Below are 18,942 nucleotides of genomic sequence, written 5' to 3'. Positions count from 1 at the left end.
CCACTACTGTTACAACGTTAGTATAGCACTTCAATGGATATAGGGTGCAATATTTTTCATCAAACGATTTTCCCACAGATAAACGGTAAGATGATCATCGTTTTTAGATACTTTTTTCTTTGACTGTCCGCATCCAGACAAGACAGCAGTTGCTACAAGTACCCCCGACACCACTGCTATCAGACAATGTTTTACCTTTTTCATACTTTTATTTTCCTCATTCTTTCCTGATAAAATCATTATTGTTACGTCTATGAAATAACACCATAAAAAAACACTGTCAGACAGACAGTGCACCTCATTTCATGCAACTGGCTGCCATTTTAAAGGCCCTGTAGCTTTGCGTCCCAGACTTTCATCTGGTTTGCCGATCATCCTTTTAAGCTTGTCCAGCGGATATTTTCAATCCGCTTTGCTACTTGCTCATAACCAAATAACTGCTCCGCAGTTTATCAGAAGAAGTTTCCACTCCTCCTGATACAAGCAAATCCCCACCCACTACTTATTGCTTTTCGCAATTGAAGCAGGGGATTTACCTGATTCGGTTAAACTTATGCAAAGAAACTGATTTTATTATACTTTAACGTTCTACTATACACAAGAAAAAATTACCGTTTTAATGTTCCAAAGCAAAAAAAGAACAGCCGATACATATACTCGAACTGTTCTCCTACTTCCGAAGTCCACGAAGCATTGACATTACTGTTTCCTGCTCCATGACTCTTCCCCGTGACGACAGGGAAATACCCGTCAGCTGCGATAATCTGTATTTACTGATATCACGCTTTTCACGTAAAGATGTTATTTTATCCGCAATATGCTTCTCTATCTGTAAGTAACTAGGAAGTATACGAGAAAAAATATAAAGACACTTTCGTTTCCGCAAAAGTCATTTTCGCTTATATTGTTTCTATAATATCATAGGTTATTTTATTTGTCACATAAAACTTTAAAACGCAAATCAGATCGAGTAGGAGGCGGTAACTAACCGCCTCCTACTCGATTGGACTGCGAAATGTGCATTAATTTTTATCGGTTTTATATCTTCGTTTTGCGGATAACAGTTTTTGGTAACTTTATGCAAAATTTGCAGATAATGGGGTTTAGTCCGAACGACAGTATCGAATACAGCCCTTCCGCCCTCATCATAGATTCCGTCCGGATAAAAAGGCCCTTGACCGCGACATGCGATTAAGAGCCTCATATTCCCGGCAGTTATACGTCCTCTTTGCCTCGTTTAAACCCGATGATATCTCCCTGCTGCATATCCAGTAAGTCGCAGATCGCGTCCAGTTTATCCGGGCTTACCATTTTCCCTGCCCGGATGTTTACAAAAGTCCCGGCTGTCATGTAGCCGTTTTTCTGCAGCGCGAGCTTGTCCAACACTTTGCCTTTAATGTAGCACACACGTCTAATTTATAATACAGCATACTATTCCTTTCAACTGTAAAGATCTTCCAGCGTTATCAGCTTAACCTCGCCCCGCTCCTGTGCCTGAAGAAGTCCATCCGTAAAACCGCCTTTCGAAAAGATATAATAGTAATAGTTGCTGCCATTTCCGAAGACGGATGCATAATCTCTAATCAGATCGAGTTCATCCACACCAATTTTCTCGTTCCTGTACTTACACGAACCAATAATATAGTCTTTACCCGAAACAGGTGTTCCAACAATATCAATCTGTATCTGCTTTTTCTTTTTCGGATCTGTACCCCACCATTGACCGATTTTGCTCAGTTCAATCGGAAGATTGTCAGAATAATAAAGCAGATAATCCTGACACATCTTTTCAAATATCAAGCCCATGTAATCTGGAAGATATTGCTTTACGGCATTCTGGTAAGTTTTTGTAATTCTGCCAGAATCAATGGCGCTCATATTGACAGGCACAAACCTATACCAGAAACGGAAGAAGTTATCAGCCAGCAGATAGATGGTTTTCTTTCCTGGTTTTTCTGCAATCGGAGTTTCCTTTTTGACAATACCAAGGCCAATCAGCGTTTTTAAATACTTTGATACGACCGAATTTTCCTCGCCAACCTTCATCTTAATATCGTTCAGCCGAGAAGCCCCCTCTGCAATCGCTTTGATGATTGCATTATAGATAGCCGGTTCTCTGAGTTCCTGCTTCAATAGATTTCCTGGCTCCTCATACAGATAACTGGAACGGTCGAAGAAATTATCCAACAGGGCCTCGTCCACACTGTCCTTTACATCCAACTTGTTGATATAATGCGGAACGCCTCCAGTAATTCCATAAATCAGGGAATTATCTTCCGCAGACAAGCCTGGATGAAATACCGCTGTTTCTTTATAATCCAGTGGCTCAATCTTAAACTGACCAGTGCGTCTGCCGTACAGCGGACTTTCCTTGCCGAGTACCTGGCTTTCCATAAAACTCATAGACGAACCGCAAAGGATCAGATACATTCTGGACTCTGTCCATTTGTGGTCAATAATGTGCTGCAACATTGCTGAAATGGATGGCTTTGCTTTCGCAAGATATGGATACTCGTCAATAACGAAGACAATCCGTCTCTCTTTAGAAAGTGCTGTCAGCTCATCCAGGGCATCATCATAAGATCGAAATTCAGGTGCGGACTCCATATCAGGTCTTTCAAAACTCATGATCGACTTTGAAAGTGCTTCCAGATTTTCTTTGCCTGTCGTATTCAAAGCGGAAAAGAAAATGGTTGGTTTATCCTTACAAAACTCATTGATCAATGCTGTTTTACCAACACGCCTCCTGCCATAGATAACAATGCACTCAAATTTATCACCTGCATATCGTTTATTCAGCTTTCGAAGTTCATCATCACGGCAATAGAACTGACTCATTCGTTCACCTCCAATAATTGCACTCGTGAGTTAGTAACTCGTGAGTTACTTTTGTAAGTATAATAAATCAGATCGCACGCAAAGTCAAGAAAAGATATCCGACAAGTCTATCACACATTCAGATTACCACGAACGTTTCCGAAAAAAACGGTCGCGGCTTCTTTGTAAGACCAGATGCTCCTTACAGGGCGGTCGCGCTCCCCTATTCCTTCGGCTCGTCTGTTGTATGCGTACATTTTTTGCTTTTTGTCATGATAAATTTGCTGATAACGATCCGCAATTACGTGCAGCTCTTCCGCGCGTTCCGGTGTGAGCATTTCCTTTAATCCTAAAATCGTCCTCTCCCTCTGATCCGCATGTAAGATTTCTTTTGTATCCACATGGGTCAGGAACCGTTCTGCCTGTTTTGTGAGTGCTCCCAGTCGTCCCTGTGGATCGGCTACCGCCAGGATCTTCTGCTCTACCGGTGGCAGAGACTCTGTCGAAACCATATAACGGCCTATGTCATCCTCCGTAAGCCCCACTTGCTGGAACACATCCCGGAATTCTTTTCCGGCAATTTCATTCGCGAAGCACGTCACGGTCGCTCCATGGTATCCGGGCTCCGGATCCTGCTCGCAGACCTCCATGGACACTCCGGTTCTTTGGTCCGTCAGCTCCAAAACCGTCCACCGCTCCGTGCTTCTGGTCCTCGCTTTGCATCCGTTTTTCAGTGCGTCTGCGATAAACGGTTCCCATCGTCCACGTAAGATCCGCACAACGCTTTGTTCATGAATCCGGGTGTCCACACAATGCAGGGCTTTATCGGTCAGAAGACCATCCCTTGTTTCCGCATAGCGTTTCTTGAACACATCTTTCTTTCATTGTCCCAATGATATCCGTCCAGGGTCAGGCGCATGTCCGTGACGTTCTCCCACTCATCCACCAATGCAACAACACCCTTATCCTTTGTGTTCGTTTCTTTCAGTATGTGGCAGGCAGGTGAATGATCACCGGCAGGGTGTGTTCGTCATTTTGCAGTTGACAACCGCACATCATTTCTATATAACATAATGTGTAATTGTCAAGGTGAGGTGTTTTCTGAGTTCCTATCGTCGAACTTTTTATCAAGTTTTCCGAATATTTGCCAAATCCGGGAACCTCGAAAAGTTGAATTTTTTCAGATAACGTTCCTTCATTCAATGGACAGTCATTGTGTATGCAGTAACGACTGTACCCAGTTCAATACTGATAGGGAGTTTGTTTAACTTCTCACAAATCATCTTGCATACCTCGATAATCTTTTCTATTATACGATTCCAATCATTCCCCATGCTATCTCACAGTCAAAATTTCCTTCTGACATCTGGAAAGAAACAGAACGCAAAAGAGGAGCAATGCGGATCCCGAAAAAACGGGTCGCATGCCCCTGATTTTTTTATCTTTTCCTCTTTTTAATGTCTGCGCCACGATCCTGCATCTTGTCCATCCTTTTTGTCTACCATGATGTATATATATCCCAGTCAGATAAGACTCCCATCTCTTTCAGGTGGTAAGCCATCGCAAATGTTTCTCAGTGAAAGCCAGATCTCCAATCGAGAGAAGTGCCCTGCTTCATCCAAGCATAACTGCCGCGACATATTTTTTCAACATTTTTCAACAGGAATTGACTAAAATGCTCCTATTTCTTTTTTACCACGGAAGAACTCCATATAAAAGAACAGCAACGATTGCTCCGATGATCGGTCCTACTAACGGAACAACTGCATATCCCCAGTTGGAATCGCCTTTTCCCTTGATCGGAAGTACAGAATGTGCAAAACGCGGACCAAGGTCTCTTGCCGGGTTGATCGCATATCCTGTCAGACCGCCCATGGACATACCGATGGAAACGATGATGCCAAATACAAGGATATTTGTTAATCCAATATCCGCTGCTCCTGCTACATTTCCAAGTCCTTTGATCGCAAATACAAGAACGAAGGTAGCCACTGCCTCGCAGAAAATATTTCTCGGAATATTCTGAACGCTTGCTCCTGTACAGAAAACACCAAGCTTTGTTCCTGCTTCTTCGGTTGCATCAAACTGATCCTTAAACATCATATAAACAACACAAGCGCCTAAAAATGCACCTGCGAACTGAGCGATCACATAACCCGGAACCATTGACCAGGACATGCTTCCGTCAATTGCCAGAGCCAGTGTCAGTGCCGGATTGAAATGCGCTCCGGAAGCTGCGCCAAAGATAAAAGCCGGAACCATAACGGCAAGACCCCAAGCCAATGTGATTTGAACCGTACCCGCACCCTTCATTCCTGATTTATTCAGCGATACGTTTGCTACAACCGAATCACCTAAAAGAATAAGCATAAATGTTCCAATAAATTCTGCGATATATGCCATCATATGAAACCCCCTCATGTTTGTTTCTGTCAGCCAGTCATGTCTTGCTCCGGCGCCTTCCCCTCCGAAGGCGGTTAGCTTGAACCGAAATCCGCTTCGTTCGGCTTCTGCGCTTTACAGATCTGTGCTTTATACTGTTTTACCGTCATATTTTCATACTTCTTAAACACCTTGCTGAAATAACTGCTTTCATTATATCCCAATCGGAAAGCCACCTCGGCAATGCTGTCATCGGTAAAATAAAAATATCCTTTTGCAAGATAAATTTTTCTCATATGAAGATATTCCATCACACTGATCTGAAACTGTTCCCTAAAGATACGGCTCAGATATCCCTGGCTGATCGAACAGTTTGTAATGATCTTATTCAAACTGATCTCTGATTTTATATTGCTTTCAATGTACAGAAATACGTTTTGAAGAAGCGGATAACGGTTTGCACTGTTTTTCTGAAATATATAATCCATCACCCGGAACAGCCACAATTCTGTTGTCATGCGTTCCTCGATCAGACCTTCATTCAGCGGGAATAATGCTCCGATATCATGACTTTCTTCATCATAAAACTTTGTTGTGTTTAAAAGGCTTTGTCCGATAAAAGAAAACACCTTATATAACTGGTTCGGATCTTCCTGACAGATTTGATAGATCTCTTTCGTCAGCGGTCCGCAAAGATTGTATACCTTTTGAAAATCCCCTTGCTTTACAAGAGACAGAAGGCGGTTCAGACAAGGCTGCACCGAACTCTCATTTCCTGTCTTCAAATTGCTTAAAAGAAAATTCAATTGTTGGAAAGAAATCGGTTTTTCAACGATCTCGCTGGCACACTCTCTTATTTCCTCATAAGCGGCTATGCTGGTTGGATACGCTGTCATCAGGTACACGGCCGTATCGGGAGAAGATTGTCGGATCAGGCGTGCCGCTTCGATTCCAGTCAGTCCCGGAAGGAATGCATTGATAAATACAGCCTCATATTCTGCCGCCTGGCAAAGACGGACTGCATCATCTCCGTTATCCACCTGGGAGGAGACTTCAAAACCGTCTATTCTGGAAATCATGATTTTCAGTGCTTCCTGGGACAGAATATCATTATCTGCCAAAAGGACACGGTACATAGGCTATTTCATCCTTTCACTGAAATTTTCAGGCCAACAGATCACTGTTCTGCGTCCTTTTCCTTTACTGCTTTCGATGATAATTTCATAGCTGTCACCGAAGATCTTCTTCATTTTCAGCTGGGCGTGATCCTTTCCCCGGCTGATATAGTATCCCTCATGCCTGTCATTAAATGCTTCGAAGTTAATCTGCAGCTCCTCTTCATTCATTCCAAGGCCATTGTCCTCTACCTCTATCACACACCTTCCGCCGCTTAAGTAACCTTTTACCGTCACCTCTCCTCCGTCCCGTTTCATCATAACGCCATAGTAAACAGCACTTTTGACAAACGGAAGAAGGACATCGGAAGGGATCCTCTGCATTGTCAGATTTTTGGGTACCTGAATGGAAAAATTTAATCGCTCTCCCAGCTTCTGTTTTTGTATCGCAAGGAAGCGTTCTGCCTGCTCCAGCTCTCTGGATACACTGACAAAGGTTCCTTTCTCCATAGAAGAATATCGGACATAATCAATCAACTGTTTCAGCACTTCACCGGTCCGTGGAGCATTCTCGATCACGGTCAGATTGACCAGAGAGATCATGGTATCGAGAATGCTTCCGGCATCCTGCGCTGCTTCCAGCCTCAGGATTTTCAGATCCTTCTGGTTGTTTTCTTCCGCCAGCTTCTGATTGAACGTGCAGAGCTTTTTGACCAGCTTCTGGTGTTTCTCCTTCTGCATCTGCAGATGCATTTTATTCTCACCAAGCTGATTGATGATCAGAAAGACCAGATTCACAATGTCCATGAAATTTTCAAAGGAGTATTCCGGAATCTTCTCCAGAAGAGCCCTGTTTTCCTCAACAATTCCTCCAACGGATGCCGATGTCATTACTTTCTCCAGCCTGCTGATATCCTCCGGTGCATCACCACAACGGATCTGTCCTCCGATAAAGCCTCCCAAATAATGCCCCTTCACAACGATCGGGATCGCCACCTCAAGAAGACTGCACGGGCAAAAATAGACACTTGGCTTCTGCATGACAGCCGCCTGGATCGAGCCGAAGGCATCCGATGATTTACAGCGCAGACTCAGTTGGCTGTCATTTCTTGCCATCGAGCAAAATTCAGAAAAACTGGTGCTTTCCGTGATCGGTTCCCCTCTGTAATCCACGGTAACAAAAGCCAGTCCGGTCGCTTTTGAGAGACTTTGCTGGATGTTTTCCAATTTTTCTTTTCCAAACAAGCTGAGAATATCAAGTTCATTCTCTCCGGGAGTACCGGACGATGGAGAAAATACTGAGTTTTCATTTAATTCGAACTGTTTCAAACTGGTATTCTGATTAAATCCTTCCATTGTAACCCTTACCTTCCATCCATATCATATCACTACAGCAACCGACTGCATGCTCACGGTAATCCCAAAATATTGCAGTCTTTGTTAAGATAATACCATATTTCAGAAAGTTTTAATAGATTTCAAGAAGAATTTGACGAATCTCTCCGGCCCCTATTTTTCGCGGAGTCGTATTCAGACAGTTATCCTTGAGAGCATTTTCTGTCATGTTATCTAACTGGGAGACATAATCCTCTCTGGATACACCAAATTTTTCCACGGAGTCATCCATATTCATCGCTGCCATCATCATTCGGATCACTTCCTTCAGGATCTTCACAGCCTCCTGCGGACGTGTTGTAATGCTGGCCAGCTTCACCTTGTAAACCATTGCCGCATATTTATCCAATATCTGCTTCTCTTCACAGTTAAAATCAATCACCCTGGTTAAAAGCATGGCATTTGCCAGCCCATGCGGTATATGAAAGGTTCCGCCGAGCTGATGGGCAATGCTGTGATTGACTCCAAGTCCGGCTGTATTAAACGCCATACCAGCCAGTGTAGAAGCCTCATGCATTTTATTTCTGGCCTCCAGATTTTTTCCGTCCTTATAGCAGACAAGCAGTGATTCTAAAAGAAGTTCAACTGCTTTCTCAGATAATGCATCTGAAAATACGTTTGCGCCACTGGCTACATATGCTTCCAACGCATGTGTCAGAACATCCATTCCGGTATTGGCTGTAACTGCCGGAGGAACCGAAAGTGTCAGGGTCGGATCCAGGATCGCAATATCCGCCAGAATATCATTATCTAAGATCAGATGCTTTGACTTACTTTCTACGTCTGTAATAACTGCTGCACTGGTAACCTCAGATCCTGTTCCACTGGTCGTCGGAATGGTGATGAAGATCGGTTTTTTCATCAATCCGCTATTGATTCCAAAGTAGATGATTCCTTTGGCCGTATCGATCGCGGAGCCACCGCCAAAGGCAATGACTACATCCGGCTGTACCTTTGCGCTCTTATCCAGCCCGTTTCCCACCACTTCTGTGGTGGGATCCGGAACTGCCTGATCAAACATCTCGATCCGGCAACTAGAGTCAATCGCATTGATTACAGTCTTCACGCTTCCGTTTTCCGCCATAAACTTATCACAGACGATCAGAACCGTTTTGTTCTTATACTTGCCCAGATATTTCATGGCCTCTTTTCCGGAGCGGACTTTTGTTTTAATATACACGTTTGACATACACATTCACTCCTATGTGCGTTCCGTTTTGTGTTTCTTAGCGAATGCTGAATGCATCAGACATTACACAGCGGCGTTTTCTGCAGAAGGAACGGGCAGAGGTTAAGCCCTCTCCGGTCGGTCCAGCGATCGTAAAGGTTGTATGACCTTCTCCGCCTGCTCCAATGCCTGCATAAGACGGAGCATTTTTTACAAAGATCGTGGTTTCCAGAAGCTTTGCCATCTTACTTAACTTTTCCACATTTCTGGAATGCATCATAGCCGTATGACGGTTTCCATGCTCTGCATCATGCGCATATTCGATCGCAGTGTCCACATCGGATACTCTTACGATCGGAAGGATCGGCATCATCATTTCCTCTGTAACAAGGTGATGATTCTTTCCTACTTCCATAATGATAACCTTTACGTTATCATCTGCCGGAACTCCCAGCTTATCAAGAATGTATTTTGCACTCTTACCTACAAAAGAAGTCTTTGGACCACCCTTTTCGTTTGTTACCAGCGCATCCAGGCGTTCAATCGTCTCCACATCCCGGATCTCGTAAGCTCCGTTCAGCTTCATATTCTGGATCAGGTAATCGCAGATCGAATCAACTGCAAATACTTCCTTCTCCGCGATACACGGTACGTTATTATCAAAGCTGCAGCCGTCCACAATGTCCTTTGCTGCCTTTTCGATATCTGCGGTCTCATCGACTACGACCGGAGGATTTCCTGCTCCTGCTCCGATTGCTTTCTTTCCGGAGGAAAGTACCTTCTTTACGATTGCCGGACCACCGGTCGCTACCAGAAGACGAACGCCCGGATGATCGATCATTCTGTTGGTGTTCTCAATGGACGGCTCCTCTACCATGGTGATCAGGTTTGCCGGTGCTCCTCCATCCATCAGCGCCTTGTTTAACATCTTAACGAGAAGCTGGGAAACCTTCTTTGCTCTTGGATGTGGGCTGAATACAACGGTGTTTCCGCCCGCGATCATAGAGATTGAGTTGCAGATGATGGTCTCGGTCGGGTTTGTTGTCGGTGTGATTGCTCCGATCACACCAAACGGACAATACTCTACTAAGGTCAGACCGTGATCTCCTGTCTGAGCTTCTGTTACAAGATCCTCTGTGCCCGGTGTTTTCTCTGCTGCCAGACGGTTCTTGATCAGCTTATGCTCATATTTTCCGATCGCAGTTTCCTCCACTGCCATTCTGGAGATCAACTCCAGATTTTCCCGTCTTAAGATCGTAGCACGAATTATGTCCACATATCTCTGGCGGTCTTCGATTTTGGAGAATAAAAGCGTTTTCTGAGCTTTTGCAGAAGCCTCGATCGCTTCATCCATTGTAGCAAATACACCGTACGTTTCTTCCTTCGGTTTTACAAATGCAGCCGGCTCCTCAGCCTTCATCTCTTTTAACGCTTGCGCGACTAACTGCTCGATTACTTTCATATCCATTTCCATGTATTTACACCTTCTTCTTTCGATTGTCCTGACCTTATCTGCTGCTCCATGCAATTCCCAAAGGTGTGACCAGCAGGGTATCGTTTGTTTTCACTGCCGGAATTCCCAGTTCTTTTTCAAAAACCGTTTCGAATTCCTTAAAACAGCAGGCACCGCCTACTACATAGACTTTATCGACTTCCTGTCCTTCCAGGAACCGCTTCACGATGGACGCCATCTTGCTCACCACCGGCTTGATGATCGGAAATACATCGGCTTCTTTAGACGGATCCTTTTTAAGCTCCTCCGCCTCTTCCAGGGAGATTCCATAATAACCGGCAAGTACCAGTGTCATATGGGTTCCTCCTGTGGCTTCATCTGCCGTGAAGATCACCTTTCCATCCTTCAAAATACTGATTCCGGTGGTTCCGCCGCCTACGTCCACCACAGCCCCGTCTGTGATTCCAAGAACAGCTGCTGCCGCTGTCGGCTCGTCCACCACATTGGTCACTTCAAATCCCGCTCCCTCCACAACATTGGAGATGCAACGGACATTCCCTGACATGATTCCCGGCGGAATCGCGGTGGCAGCCGTATCCAGTGACACACCAAGCCGCTCTTCTAACTGGGCTTTCAGTTCCTTCACCGTACGGATCGCTCCGATAAAATCTACAACAATACCGTCTTTTACAACATGGGAGGGGGCAGATGCTCCGGCCACCGGACGGTTCTCCGAGTCCGTTACAGCAATCACAATATTGGCGGTTCCAAGATCCACACCGGTCTTCAGCTCACCCGAATAGGGCTGTGTCTTTTTCTCCCGTATCAATTCTGCAAATTCTGCAAGCACTTTGTTTTCTACCAGCATACAACCCCTCTTCCCTGTTTTCGTTTTAGTTTTTCTTTCTCAGAATTACGTAATCATTGTTCTTCAGCGCACATGCATTCGCTTCATCGATATCCACATGCATTTCCAGTGAAAACTTATCGGAAACTCGTACCAGGACATCTCCGAATACGCCGCTGCGCTCACCAAACGTCTCTACCTCTACCACATCTTTATCCTTCACTCCCATGGCCATAGCCTGTTCCGGAGTCATATGGATATGACGCAGGGCGACAATTGCACCTTCCGGCAGAGAGACCGTTCCCTTAGGTCCTACCAGTTCAACTCCCGGAGTTCCTGCCAGATCACCCGACTCCCGGACCGGCGGTTTGATCCCCAGACGGAAACTGTCTGTTTTAGAAATTTCCACCTGGCTTTTACTTCTTACAGGTCCCAGGATCCGGACATTCTTAAACTCTCCCTTCGGTCCTCTGACTGTAACAGTCTCATTGGAAGCGAACTGACCGGGCTGTTTTAAATCGCCTTTTTTCGTCAGTTCATATCCAGGACCGTAAAGGATCTCTAAATCTTCCTTCGTAACATGGACGTGGCGGTTAGAAACTCCAATGGGAATTTTATATGTCTGATATTCTCTGATTTTTTCGATCACTCGTTCTGTAATCAGCTTTACAAGTTTTTCATCAACCATGGATTTCACCTTTTCCCTGTTCTGGTGGAGTGCAGCTCCCTAAAGGAACTGCACCTCACCCCTTTACATATATGAATGAATTATAAAGACTTTGGAAGGATCTTCTCTACATCAGTATGAGGTCTCGGGATTACATGCTGGGATACAACCTGTCCCACGTTGGCTGCTGCCGCTGCACCTGCATCTACAGAAGCTTTCACTGCACCTACATCGCCGCGTACCATAACGGTAACAAGTCCGGAACCGATCTTCTCATATCCGATCAATGCAACGTTTGCTGCCTTTGTCATAGCATCTGCCGCCTCAATTGCTCCTACTAATCCTTTTGTCTCAACCATTCCTAATGCTTCGTTCGACATAGTATTGTCCTCCTGTTATTCTATTCTTTTCCTGATCCCTGACGAAATGGGTCTGTCAGCTTATGCTGATCAGAAGCCTGTGTCAGATTTCACATATCTTCGACTTATCTGTTTATTGTGCTGACAGCTGTTTTAAAATCCAGGCCTTATCGGTATCCTCCCATTTAAAGCCCTGATTCTCCCGGCCAAAATGACCGTAAGCTGCTGTCCTTTGAAACTGCGGTTTTCTCAGCTCCAGCTGAGAGATGATGTCCGCCACCTGGAACGAAAATACATTTTCTACTAAATCGGAAAGTGCTGCGTCGGAAAGTGTTCCGGTTCCGAATGTATTGATTGTCACCGCTTCCGGTTCAATGCCTCCGATCACAAAGGCAAGAGCCACTTCACACCGCTTTGCAAGACCTGCGGCGACGATATTCTTCGCCACATATCTGGCCATATAAGCTGCGGAACGGTCTACTTTCGTAGGATCCTTTCCCGAAAATGCTCCGCCTCCATGCTTTCCGATGGTTCCGTAGGTATCTACCATGATCTTCCTTCCGGTCAATCCGGTGTCTCCGGCAGGACCGCCGATGACAAATCTTCCGGTCGGATTGATGTGGATCCTCGTCTCTTCTGTCAGCCACCTTTTGTCAATCACCGGTTCTATGACAAGACAGCGGATGACTGCTTCCAGAACACTCTTTGGCACGATTTCATGGTGCTGGGCAGAAATCACAATGCTTTCAATGGAGACCGGTGTTCCATCTGCCCGGTACCGCATCGTCACCTGACTTTTGCCGTCCGGATAGAGGAAATCTGCTTTTCCCTGCTTTCGGATGGCCGCCAGCTGCATTGTGAGCCGGTTTGCCAGGCTGCAGGGAAGCGGCATCAGCGATTCTGTCTCATCTGAGGCATATCCATACATAATGCCCTGGTCGCCGCCGCCCAGTACCTCCTTTTCACCTTCCGTTCCCTTTCCTACTCCCATGGAAATATCCGGAGACTGATTGTGAAGATTGGTAAAGATCATGCAGGTGTCAGCGTCAAAGCCTTTTCCCTTTTCTGTGTATCCGATGTCGCGGATCACCTCTCTGGCTGTCTTCACCACATCTACAGTTCCCCTGGATGTAACTTCGCCTGCCAGAACTACCATATCGGTTGACACCATGGTTTCCACTGCCACCCTTGACTTCGGGTCCTGTGCGAGATATGCATCCAGAATTGCATCCGAAATCTGATCGCACACTTTATCAGGATGTCCTTCTGTCACGGATTCGGATGTAACCAGGTAATCGTCCTCCCGTTTGAGTATCATGTTTTCACCTGCCTTTAGCGAATGGAAAATCCGCTGGTCAGCGTACAACGTCTTCTTCTGGCAAAATGTCTCGCTGACGTAGTTCCCTCTCCTGTAACGGTTCCGATCGTAAAGCTTGTATGACCTTCCTTGTCAAAACCGATTCCCAGAAGAGATGGACCGTTTTTCACGAATACTGCTGTCTGAAGCTTCTTTGCCGCCCGGTTCATGTGCTCGATGGATTCTGAATGGATCGTCGCCGTGTGACGATACCCCTGTTCAATATCAAGAGCCGTCTCCAAAGCCTCATCAAAATCCTTTACACGGATGATCGGTACTAACGGCATTAAAAGCTCAAGCGTAGCAAAGGGATGCATACGGTCTGTCTCTGCCACGACCAGCTTGATTCCTTTTCTGTGAGGAATTTCCGCTGTATCCAGGATTGTTTCTGCACTTTGTCCTTCCATTTTTTTATTGATGACAAAGTCTTCGGTTACTGCTGTATTGTAGAGACGGTCGATCTGCTCGGCACTTCTTGTATAGTAAGCACCGTTTCTCTCCAGCTGGGCGATCAGCCCGTCTGCTGCTGATTCCACGACCACGATTGCTTTTTCCGAAGTACACATCAGGTTGTTGTCAAAGGATGCACCCTGCACGATGTCTCTGGCAGCCTTTTCAATATCGGCTGTCTCATCTACGATCGCTACAGGATTTGCAGGTCCTGCCCCAATAACCTTTTTCCCGGAGCACATTGCCTGACGAAGAGATCCCGCGCCTCCGGTACAAACGATCAGATCAATATCCGGATGACTCATGATCTCCTTGGTCGATCCCATCAGGCTTTCGCTGACTGTCACAACCAGATTGTCGATCCCGCAAATATTTCTTACTGCATCGCTGATGATTCCTGTCAAATACTGGGAGACTCTCACCGCTCTCGGATGAGGACAATGCACTACAGCGTTTCCTGCCGCCAGCATTCCGATCGTATTGCTGATCAAGGTTGCGCAAGGATTGGTACATGGATGAACGGCACAGATCACTCCGAATGCAGATAGCTCATAGAGTGTCATTCCATGATCTCCGGTGTTCACCTCTGTGATCAGATCCTCGATCCCCGGTGTTTTTTCAACCGCCAGTTTCAGCTTTTCGATCTTATCAGCTACATTTCCCATTCCCGTTTCAGCTACGGTCATTTCTGCCAGTTCCGCAATCTTGGGTCTGACCGCTGTTCTGACTGCTTCTAATATTTCATTTCGCTCATTCAGAGTCAGTTCGCTGTATCGTCCGAAGGCTCCTCTGGCCGCCATCACCGCTTCACTTACACTAGAATAGACACTGCTTTTCATTCTGATCTCCCTCCTTTCTTTCAGCGTTTTTAATTAAATATCAATATTATCTACAATTCCGATAATTGCCATATCAATTACGGCCTGCCGCTTCTTCTCATCCACGCGGACAGAAGAACCCTGGCCAATGAGAACTGTCTCACCGATACCGGCGCCCACATAGTCAACTGCCACTTCTTCTTCGCCGATAAATTCACCATGGCCATTGATTTTGCGGATGATCATAAGCTTGTAGCCTACCAGTGATTCATCCTTTCGTGTTGCTACTACCGTTCCTGTAATCTTTGCCAGTTTCATTCTGTTCACGTTCCTTTCAGCGGCTTTTCGCCGTCATCTTTTATTTTTTTCTGGATGTTCTCCTGGAAGGCCGTTTCGGTGTTGCAGTTGTCTGTGGATTCTCCGATTCGTTCGGAGTTTCCGACACCTCCTTTTCCTCCTGTGCAGGCTCATCTTCTGCACACTTGTCCTCTGCGACCTTATCTTCTGTGGAATCCTTGTCCTCCGGCTGAGGTGCTTCCTCCGGTGTCTCCACCAAAGTTTCCTCCGGCTTTTCTTCCGGTGCTGCCTTAGGTTCCTCCTCCGGAGTCACTTCCGGAGCTTCTTCCGGGGTTTTTACCGGTGGTTCCGGAGTCGGATCTGGATCCGGCTCTTTCGGCTCTTCTGCCTTATGAATCACAAATGTATCTTCCACAAAATCGGATGGACGGGGAATTACCTTCCAGGCTACCAGCTTCTGGTGTTCTTTACCGATCTGGCATCCTGCCATCACAGCTGCATTGACTGCACCAACATTGCCGACGACCTTGATTGTCATATAGCCGCCGCCCTTAGCCGGTTCCAGCTCCACCAGTTCTACGTTTGCTGCCTTCACCATGGCATCTGCTGCTGCGACAGCGATGCACAGTCCGGCAATCTCAACTAATCCCAGTGCCTGTTTCATATCTGATTCACCTCAATGTTCGTTACTGTTCACACATGTGTCCAGAAACGGGATTTCAGTTATCAATGTTCAACTGCTCTCTTTTAACTTTTATTTAAAATGTTTAAAAGCGCTGCTGCCCATCTTCTGTCATAAATTTCACTTGTAAGAATCTGGCCCTGTCTTTTGCCAGATCTGTAATAATATCATCCTCTGTCACCAGAAGAACACCGCCTTTTTGATACTGTTCTACATCTCTGGAAGAAATAACACGTTTTTTCGTGCTTTTTCTAACCATTCCTGTCTGAGCGGATATCCCGCCTGTTACAGGAAGAACAGCCGGGCGGTAAACCTGCTGCGTTTCTTCATAAGCCGGCTTCTTATCCGGCTTCGGTTCGTACTCACCAGTAAGCTCTATGCCGTATTCCAACACGGTTCGATAGTACGACAAAATCCTGTTTACATATGCCTTTGGCTCTCGTCCGCTAAAGGGAGAAAGACCGGAGATCAGAAAAACAATCCTGCTTCCGGCTTCCATACAGGAAGTGATCCATTGTGTCTGCGGTGTATCGCTTATGCAAAGAGCTGTCTTGGAAACCAAGTCTCTCGGAACCACCGGAAATACGGTAACGGAATCCTCCAGATCTGCCGGAACCTCTCCGCTCAGATATTGAATGCTTTCACATCCGTATCCTGTGAACTTGATTTCCTGACCTCTAAGCTTCTCTGTCAGCACCGGTATTACTGTTTCCCGGTCCGTCTGAACCGTTCTCAGAAATTTCAGATACCGCTCATCCCAGCCGCCGGTGCAGACCATATAGATCTTCTTTTTCTTCGTCACCGGGAAAAGACCTTCCTCTGCCTCTATCCTGGCAAGGACCCGGATAATGGTTTCACGCAGCTGTTTTTCGCTGATATTCACATTTCCACCTCATTTCAGAAGGTGCTGCAAAACCTGCTCTGGCTTCTACCCGGATCTGGTTCTGCAGCACCTCCCTACTGACGATTAATCCATATGCGGAAGAATCTTCTCAACATCTGTATGTGGTCTCGGAATTACGTGTACAGATACAACTTCGCCAACTGCTCTTGCAGAAGCTGCGCCTGCATCTACAGAAGCTTTCACAGCTCCTACATCGCCGCGTACCATAACGGTAACAAGTCCGGAACCAATTTTTTCATATCCAACCAAGGATACATTCGCTGCTTTAACCATTGCATCAGCTGCCTCAATAGCGCCTACGAGACCTTTTGTCTCAACCATGCCTAATGCATCTGAATTCATATAAGAACCTCCTAAATTTTATTTACTGCCTGAAGTCAAAAAGCCTGAAATTCGGCGTAGGTCTGCCTACAAAAGGATTTTTGCCCCAACATCCTGTTTTTAGATGTACGGTGTTGTGGATGACTTCGGCTCATCGCCAAGTGCGCCAAGCATCTTCTTTCCGGCTTCGATCGCTGCTTTTACTGCCTGTCTGACTGCACCGGAATCTCCTGTAAAGGTTAAGATAACCTCGTTTGAATGGCTTCCTGCACCCGGAGAAGTATAACCAACGACTTCAACATTTGCTGCCTTTACTGCAACATCGGCCAGAACAGTTCCGATTGCTGCCGGACCTGCACATGTCATACCAAATGCTCTGCCTACCGGTGCTCCGAGAGCTTTCTCAAGACAGTAGCTTGCTCTTGCGGTATACTGGAACTCCAGATGTCCTGCATCATTTCCGTATACATCGCCGAAATATTTCGGAACTGCCTGAAGTGCGATCTCTACCGCTCTTCTGGCATCGGATACATCCTCTGCACCGATGTAGATTAAGCTTCCATGACCTGCGCCGCCCTTTGTATCTCTCGGAAGCTCTACAGAAATAATCTCTGTATTAGTAGCCTTTACAGCCTCATCAACTGCCCAGATCTGCGGGCCGGCACCGGTTCTTGCACCGATAATTCCGATGGAACGGAATTTGCCTAAATTCATAACATCCTTTAACATCGGATCTACGCTTGCGATCACAAGTCCGATGGTATCGCCCATGGCTGTTCCTACGAACTCAGTCATGCCGATATTCTGAGATGCGCACTCTGCCGGAGCACTCTCAGCTTTACACTCTTCTGTTTTAATTCCAAGCTCATCAGATACCTGTCTCATAACTTTTTCAATTAACTGCTGATCCATTCTGATCCCTCCATTTTAATTCTGTTATTAACCGCCTATGATGCACTGGAAACCTTCCCGTTCCACCATGGTTTTCAGATGCTCCAGTTCCTCAGGTTTCAGAGGTTTAATGTCTGCCAGTGCATAATCACGTCCCAGCAGATCATATTTATTTTCGCCAAAGGTATGATACGGGAGCAGATGAATAGTCCTCATACCCCGCAGCGTTTTTGCAAACTCTGTAATCGCTCTGATTTCTTCTTCCGAGTAGTTGAAGCCCGGAATAACCGGAACACGAACTACTGTACTCGAGATCTGACTGATTCTGGCTGCATTCTTTAAAATCTGTTCATTTCCAATTCCTGTAAACTTTTTGTGCTTCTCTGTATCAAGGTGCTTAATGTCAAGAAGGACTGTATCCACATAAGGAATTACCTTTTCAACTGCTTCCGTGATGCCTGCGCCTGTCGTTTCAATTGCTGTATCCCAACCCTGCGCTTTGCATGCTCTCAGAAGCTCTGCGGCAAATTCATACTGTACGAGAGGCTCTCCTCCTGAAAGAGTGATTCCTCCTCCCGAACGTCTGTAAGTGGTAGCGTCCTTTTTCAGCTCCCTGATCAGCTGCTGAACCGTCATCGTCTTGCCCTTCACAACCAACGCTCCTGCCGGGCAGGCATTGGCACATTCTCCGCAGCCGGTGCAGATACTCCGGTCAATAAAGGTTTTGTTTTCAAAACTGATTGCCTTTCTGCTGCAGGCGTTGATGCAACGCCCGCAGTGAAGACACTCATTTTTCTTATACATGATCACCGGCTTCATGTTCTGTGATTCAGGATTGCTGCACCATTTACAGGAAAGGGGACAGCCTTTCAAAAATACGATCGTCCTGATCCCCGGGCCATCGTGGAGGGAAAATCTCTGTATATCAAAGACTGTTCCTGATGCGTTATAATTGATAGAATCCATGACGGCTCCCCTCTCTCTTAATTTAACCTATTGTGCTATTTCAAATAAAACGT

The 18,942-nt window shown here is 45.9% G+C and carries 20 protein-coding genes and 1 riboswitch; all 20 genes read right to left on the bottom strand.

Translation table 11 applies throughout. The features are described from left to right. Positions 1 to 30 precede the first annotated feature (30 nt). Positions 31 to 204: a hypothetical protein gene (locus tag DXA87_RS18055; RefSeq protein ID WP_158553092.1), complete on the bottom strand. Its 174-nt coding sequence runs from the start codon at positions 202 to 204 to the stop codon at positions 31 to 33. A 99-nt stretch (positions 205 to 303) separates the two neighbouring features. Then, positions 304 to 379: riboswitch (cyclic di-GMP riboswitch) on the bottom strand. An 836-nt stretch (positions 380 to 1,215) separates the two neighbouring features. After that, the gene (locus DXA87_RS16155; RefSeq protein ID WP_117471808.1) at positions 1,216 to 1,383 is read right to left on the bottom strand and encodes a helix-turn-helix domain-containing protein; all 168 of its coding nucleotides are present in this window, start codon (positions 1,381 to 1,383) and stop codon (positions 1,216 to 1,218) included. A gap of 57 nt (positions 1,384 to 1,440) precedes the next feature. Continuing rightward, positions 1,441 to 2,838 (bottom strand): ATP-binding protein, encoded by a 1,398-nt coding sequence (locus tag DXA87_RS16150; RefSeq protein WP_117469597.1) that lies wholly within the window; start codon positions 2,836 to 2,838, stop codon positions 1,441 to 1,443. A 110-nt stretch (positions 2,839 to 2,948) separates the two neighbouring features. Further along, positions 2,949 to 3,689, bottom strand: a complete 741-nt coding sequence (locus DXA87_RS16145; protein ID WP_117469596.1) for a hypothetical protein — start codon at positions 3,687 to 3,689, stop codon at positions 2,949 to 2,951. Between the two features lie 820 nt (positions 3,690 to 4,509). Next, on the bottom strand, positions 4,510 to 5,223 hold the full coding sequence (locus DXA87_RS16140; protein ID WP_117469595.1) for an MIP/aquaporin family protein: 714 nt from the start codon (positions 5,221 to 5,223) through the stop codon (positions 4,510 to 4,512). 71 nt (positions 5,224 to 5,294) lie between these two features. Further along, positions 5,295 to 6,335: a response regulator transcription factor gene (locus DXA87_RS16135; protein WP_117469594.1), complete on the bottom strand. Its 1,041-nt coding sequence runs from the start codon at positions 6,333 to 6,335 to the stop codon at positions 5,295 to 5,297. Positions 6,336 to 6,338: 3 nt separating this feature from the next. Beyond that, positions 6,339 to 7,670 (bottom strand): PocR ligand-binding domain-containing protein, encoded by a 1,332-nt coding sequence (locus tag DXA87_RS16130; protein WP_117471805.1) that lies wholly within the window; start codon positions 7,668 to 7,670, stop codon positions 6,339 to 6,341. A gap of 112 nt (positions 7,671 to 7,782) precedes the next feature. Continuing rightward, positions 7,783 to 8,898 carry a 1-propanol dehydrogenase PduQ gene (locus DXA87_RS16125; protein ID WP_117469592.1) on the bottom strand — a complete coding sequence of 372 codons (1,116 nt, stop codon included), beginning with the start codon at positions 8,896 to 8,898 and terminating at the stop codon, positions 7,783 to 7,785. Between the two features lie 37 nt (positions 8,899 to 8,935). Beyond that, positions 8,936 to 10,351 (bottom strand): aldehyde dehydrogenase family protein, encoded by a 1,416-nt coding sequence (locus DXA87_RS16120; RefSeq protein ID WP_117469591.1) that lies wholly within the window; start codon positions 10,349 to 10,351, stop codon positions 8,936 to 8,938. Between the two features lie 34 nt (positions 10,352 to 10,385). Continuing rightward, positions 10,386 to 11,198, bottom strand: a complete 813-nt coding sequence (eutJ, locus tag DXA87_RS16115; RefSeq protein ID WP_117469590.1) for an ethanolamine utilization protein EutJ — start codon at positions 11,196 to 11,198, stop codon at positions 10,386 to 10,388. 25 nt (positions 11,199 to 11,223) lie between these two features. Next, positions 11,224 to 11,865 (bottom strand): phosphate propanoyltransferase, encoded by a 642-nt coding sequence (locus DXA87_RS16110; RefSeq protein ID WP_117505336.1) that lies wholly within the window; start codon positions 11,863 to 11,865, stop codon positions 11,224 to 11,226. Between the two features lie 80 nt (positions 11,866 to 11,945). After that, a complete protein-coding gene (gene pduA, locus DXA87_RS16105) occupies positions 11,946 to 12,224 on the bottom strand; it encodes a propanediol utilization microcompartment protein PduA (protein ID WP_002568818.1) in 279 nt (92 codons plus the stop codon). Between the two features lie 112 nt (positions 12,225 to 12,336). Next, positions 12,337 to 13,521 (bottom strand): methionine adenosyltransferase, encoded by a 1,185-nt coding sequence (gene metK / locus DXA87_RS16100; protein WP_117471804.1) that lies wholly within the window; start codon positions 13,519 to 13,521, stop codon positions 12,337 to 12,339. Between the two features lie 14 nt (positions 13,522 to 13,535). Continuing rightward, positions 13,536 to 14,849 carry an aldehyde dehydrogenase family protein gene (locus tag DXA87_RS16095; protein ID WP_117505334.1) on the bottom strand — a complete coding sequence of 438 codons (1,314 nt, stop codon included), beginning with the start codon at positions 14,847 to 14,849 and terminating at the stop codon, positions 13,536 to 13,538. Positions 14,850 to 14,882: 33 nt separating this feature from the next. Next, the gene (locus DXA87_RS16090) at positions 14,883 to 15,146 is read right to left on the bottom strand and encodes a EutN/CcmL family microcompartment protein (RefSeq protein WP_117469587.1); all 264 of its coding nucleotides are present in this window, start codon (positions 15,144 to 15,146) and stop codon (positions 14,883 to 14,885) included. A gap of 40 nt (positions 15,147 to 15,186) precedes the next feature. Continuing rightward, a complete protein-coding gene (locus DXA87_RS18665) occupies positions 15,187 to 15,789 on the bottom strand; it encodes a BMC domain-containing protein (RefSeq protein WP_117483138.1) in 603 nt (200 codons plus the stop codon). A gap of 103 nt (positions 15,790 to 15,892) precedes the next feature. Further along, positions 15,893 to 16,690 (bottom strand): hypothetical protein, encoded by a 798-nt coding sequence (locus DXA87_RS16080; protein WP_117483139.1) that lies wholly within the window; start codon positions 16,688 to 16,690, stop codon positions 15,893 to 15,895. An 84-nt stretch (positions 16,691 to 16,774) separates the two neighbouring features. Then, complete coding sequence (gene pduA, locus DXA87_RS16075; RefSeq protein ID WP_117469584.1) at positions 16,775 to 17,053, bottom strand: propanediol utilization microcompartment protein PduA; 279 nt, start codon at positions 17,051 to 17,053, stop codon at positions 16,775 to 16,777. Positions 17,054 to 17,152: 99 nt separating this feature from the next. Further along, positions 17,153 to 17,944 (bottom strand): propanediol utilization microcompartment protein PduB, encoded by a 792-nt coding sequence (pduB, locus tag DXA87_RS16070; RefSeq protein ID WP_117471801.1) that lies wholly within the window; start codon positions 17,942 to 17,944, stop codon positions 17,153 to 17,155. A gap of 27 nt (positions 17,945 to 17,971) precedes the next feature. After that, the gene (locus DXA87_RS16065; RefSeq protein ID WP_117471800.1) at positions 17,972 to 18,889 is read right to left on the bottom strand and encodes a glycyl-radical enzyme activating protein; all 918 of its coding nucleotides are present in this window, start codon (positions 18,887 to 18,889) and stop codon (positions 17,972 to 17,974) included. Positions 18,890 to 18,942: the final 53 nt, after the last annotated feature.

The sequence above is a fragment of the Desulfotomaculum sp. OF05-3 genome (assembly GCF_003435535.1).
GTDB classification, from domain to species: Bacteria; Bacillota; Clostridia; order Lachnospirales; family Lachnospiraceae; genus Pilosibacter; species Pilosibacter fragilis.
Note: the sequence above shows the minus strand (reverse complement) of the source record. Positions and strands in the feature narration are given on the sequence as shown.

What these genes read in the sequence shown, in the direction of transcription:
- DXA87_RS18055 (WP_158553092.1), bottom strand. Translation starts at nt 204, where the DNA reads ATGAAAAAGGTAAAACATTGTCTGATAGCAGTGGTGTCGGGGGTACTT.
- DXA87_RS16150 (WP_117469597.1), bottom strand. Translation starts at nt 2,838, where the DNA reads ATGAGTCAGTTCTATTGCCGTGATGATGAACTTCGAAAGCTGAATAAA.
- DXA87_RS16140 (WP_117469595.1), bottom strand. Translation starts at nt 5,223, where the DNA reads ATGATGGCATATATCGCAGAATTTATTGGAACATTTATGCTTATTCTT.
- DXA87_RS16135 (WP_117469594.1), bottom strand. Translation starts at nt 6,335, where the DNA reads ATGTACCGTGTCCTTTTGGCAGATAATGATATTCTGTCCCAGGAAGCA.
- DXA87_RS16130 (WP_117471805.1), bottom strand. Translation starts at nt 7,670, where the DNA reads ATGGAAGGATTTAATCAGAATACCAGTTTGAAACAGTTCGAATTAAAT.
- DXA87_RS16125 (WP_117469592.1), bottom strand. Translation starts at nt 8,898, where the DNA reads ATGTCAAACGTGTATATTAAAACAAAAGTCCGCTCCGGAAAAGAGGCC.
- DXA87_RS16120 (WP_117469591.1), bottom strand. Translation starts at nt 10,351, where the DNA reads ATGGAAATGGATATGAAAGTAATCGAGCAGTTAGTCGCGCAAGCGTTA.
- eutJ (WP_117469590.1), bottom strand. Translation starts at nt 11,198, where the DNA reads ATGCTGGTAGAAAACAAAGTGCTTGCAGAATTTGCAGAATTGATACGG.
- DXA87_RS16110 (WP_117505336.1), bottom strand. Translation starts at nt 11,865, where the DNA reads ATGGTTGATGAAAAACTTGTAAAGCTGATTACAGAACGAGTGATCGAA.
- pduA (WP_002568818.1), bottom strand. Translation starts at nt 12,224, where the DNA reads ATGTCGAACGAAGCATTAGGAATGGTTGAGACAAAAGGATTAGTAGGA.
- metK (WP_117471804.1), bottom strand. Translation starts at nt 13,521, where the DNA reads ATGATACTCAAACGGGAGGACGATTACCTGGTTACATCCGAATCCGTG.
- DXA87_RS16095 (WP_117505334.1), bottom strand. Translation starts at nt 14,849, where the DNA reads ATGAAAAGCAGTGTCTATTCTAGTGTAAGTGAAGCGGTGATGGCGGCC.
- DXA87_RS16090 (WP_117469587.1), bottom strand. Translation starts at nt 15,146, where the DNA reads ATGAAACTGGCAAAGATTACAGGAACGGTAGTAGCAACACGAAAGGAT.
- DXA87_RS18665 (WP_117483138.1), bottom strand. Translation starts at nt 15,789, where the DNA reads ATGAAACAGGCACTGGGATTAGTTGAGATTGCCGGACTGTGCATCGCT.
- pduA (WP_117469584.1), bottom strand. Translation starts at nt 17,053, where the DNA reads ATGAATTCAGATGCATTAGGCATGGTTGAGACAAAAGGTCTCGTAGGC.
- pduB (WP_117471801.1), bottom strand. Translation starts at nt 17,944, where the DNA reads ATGGATCAGCAGTTAATTGAAAAAGTTATGAGACAGGTATCTGATGAG.
- DXA87_RS16065 (WP_117471800.1), bottom strand. Translation starts at nt 18,889, where the DNA reads ATGGATTCTATCAATTATAACGCATCAGGAACAGTCTTTGATATACAG.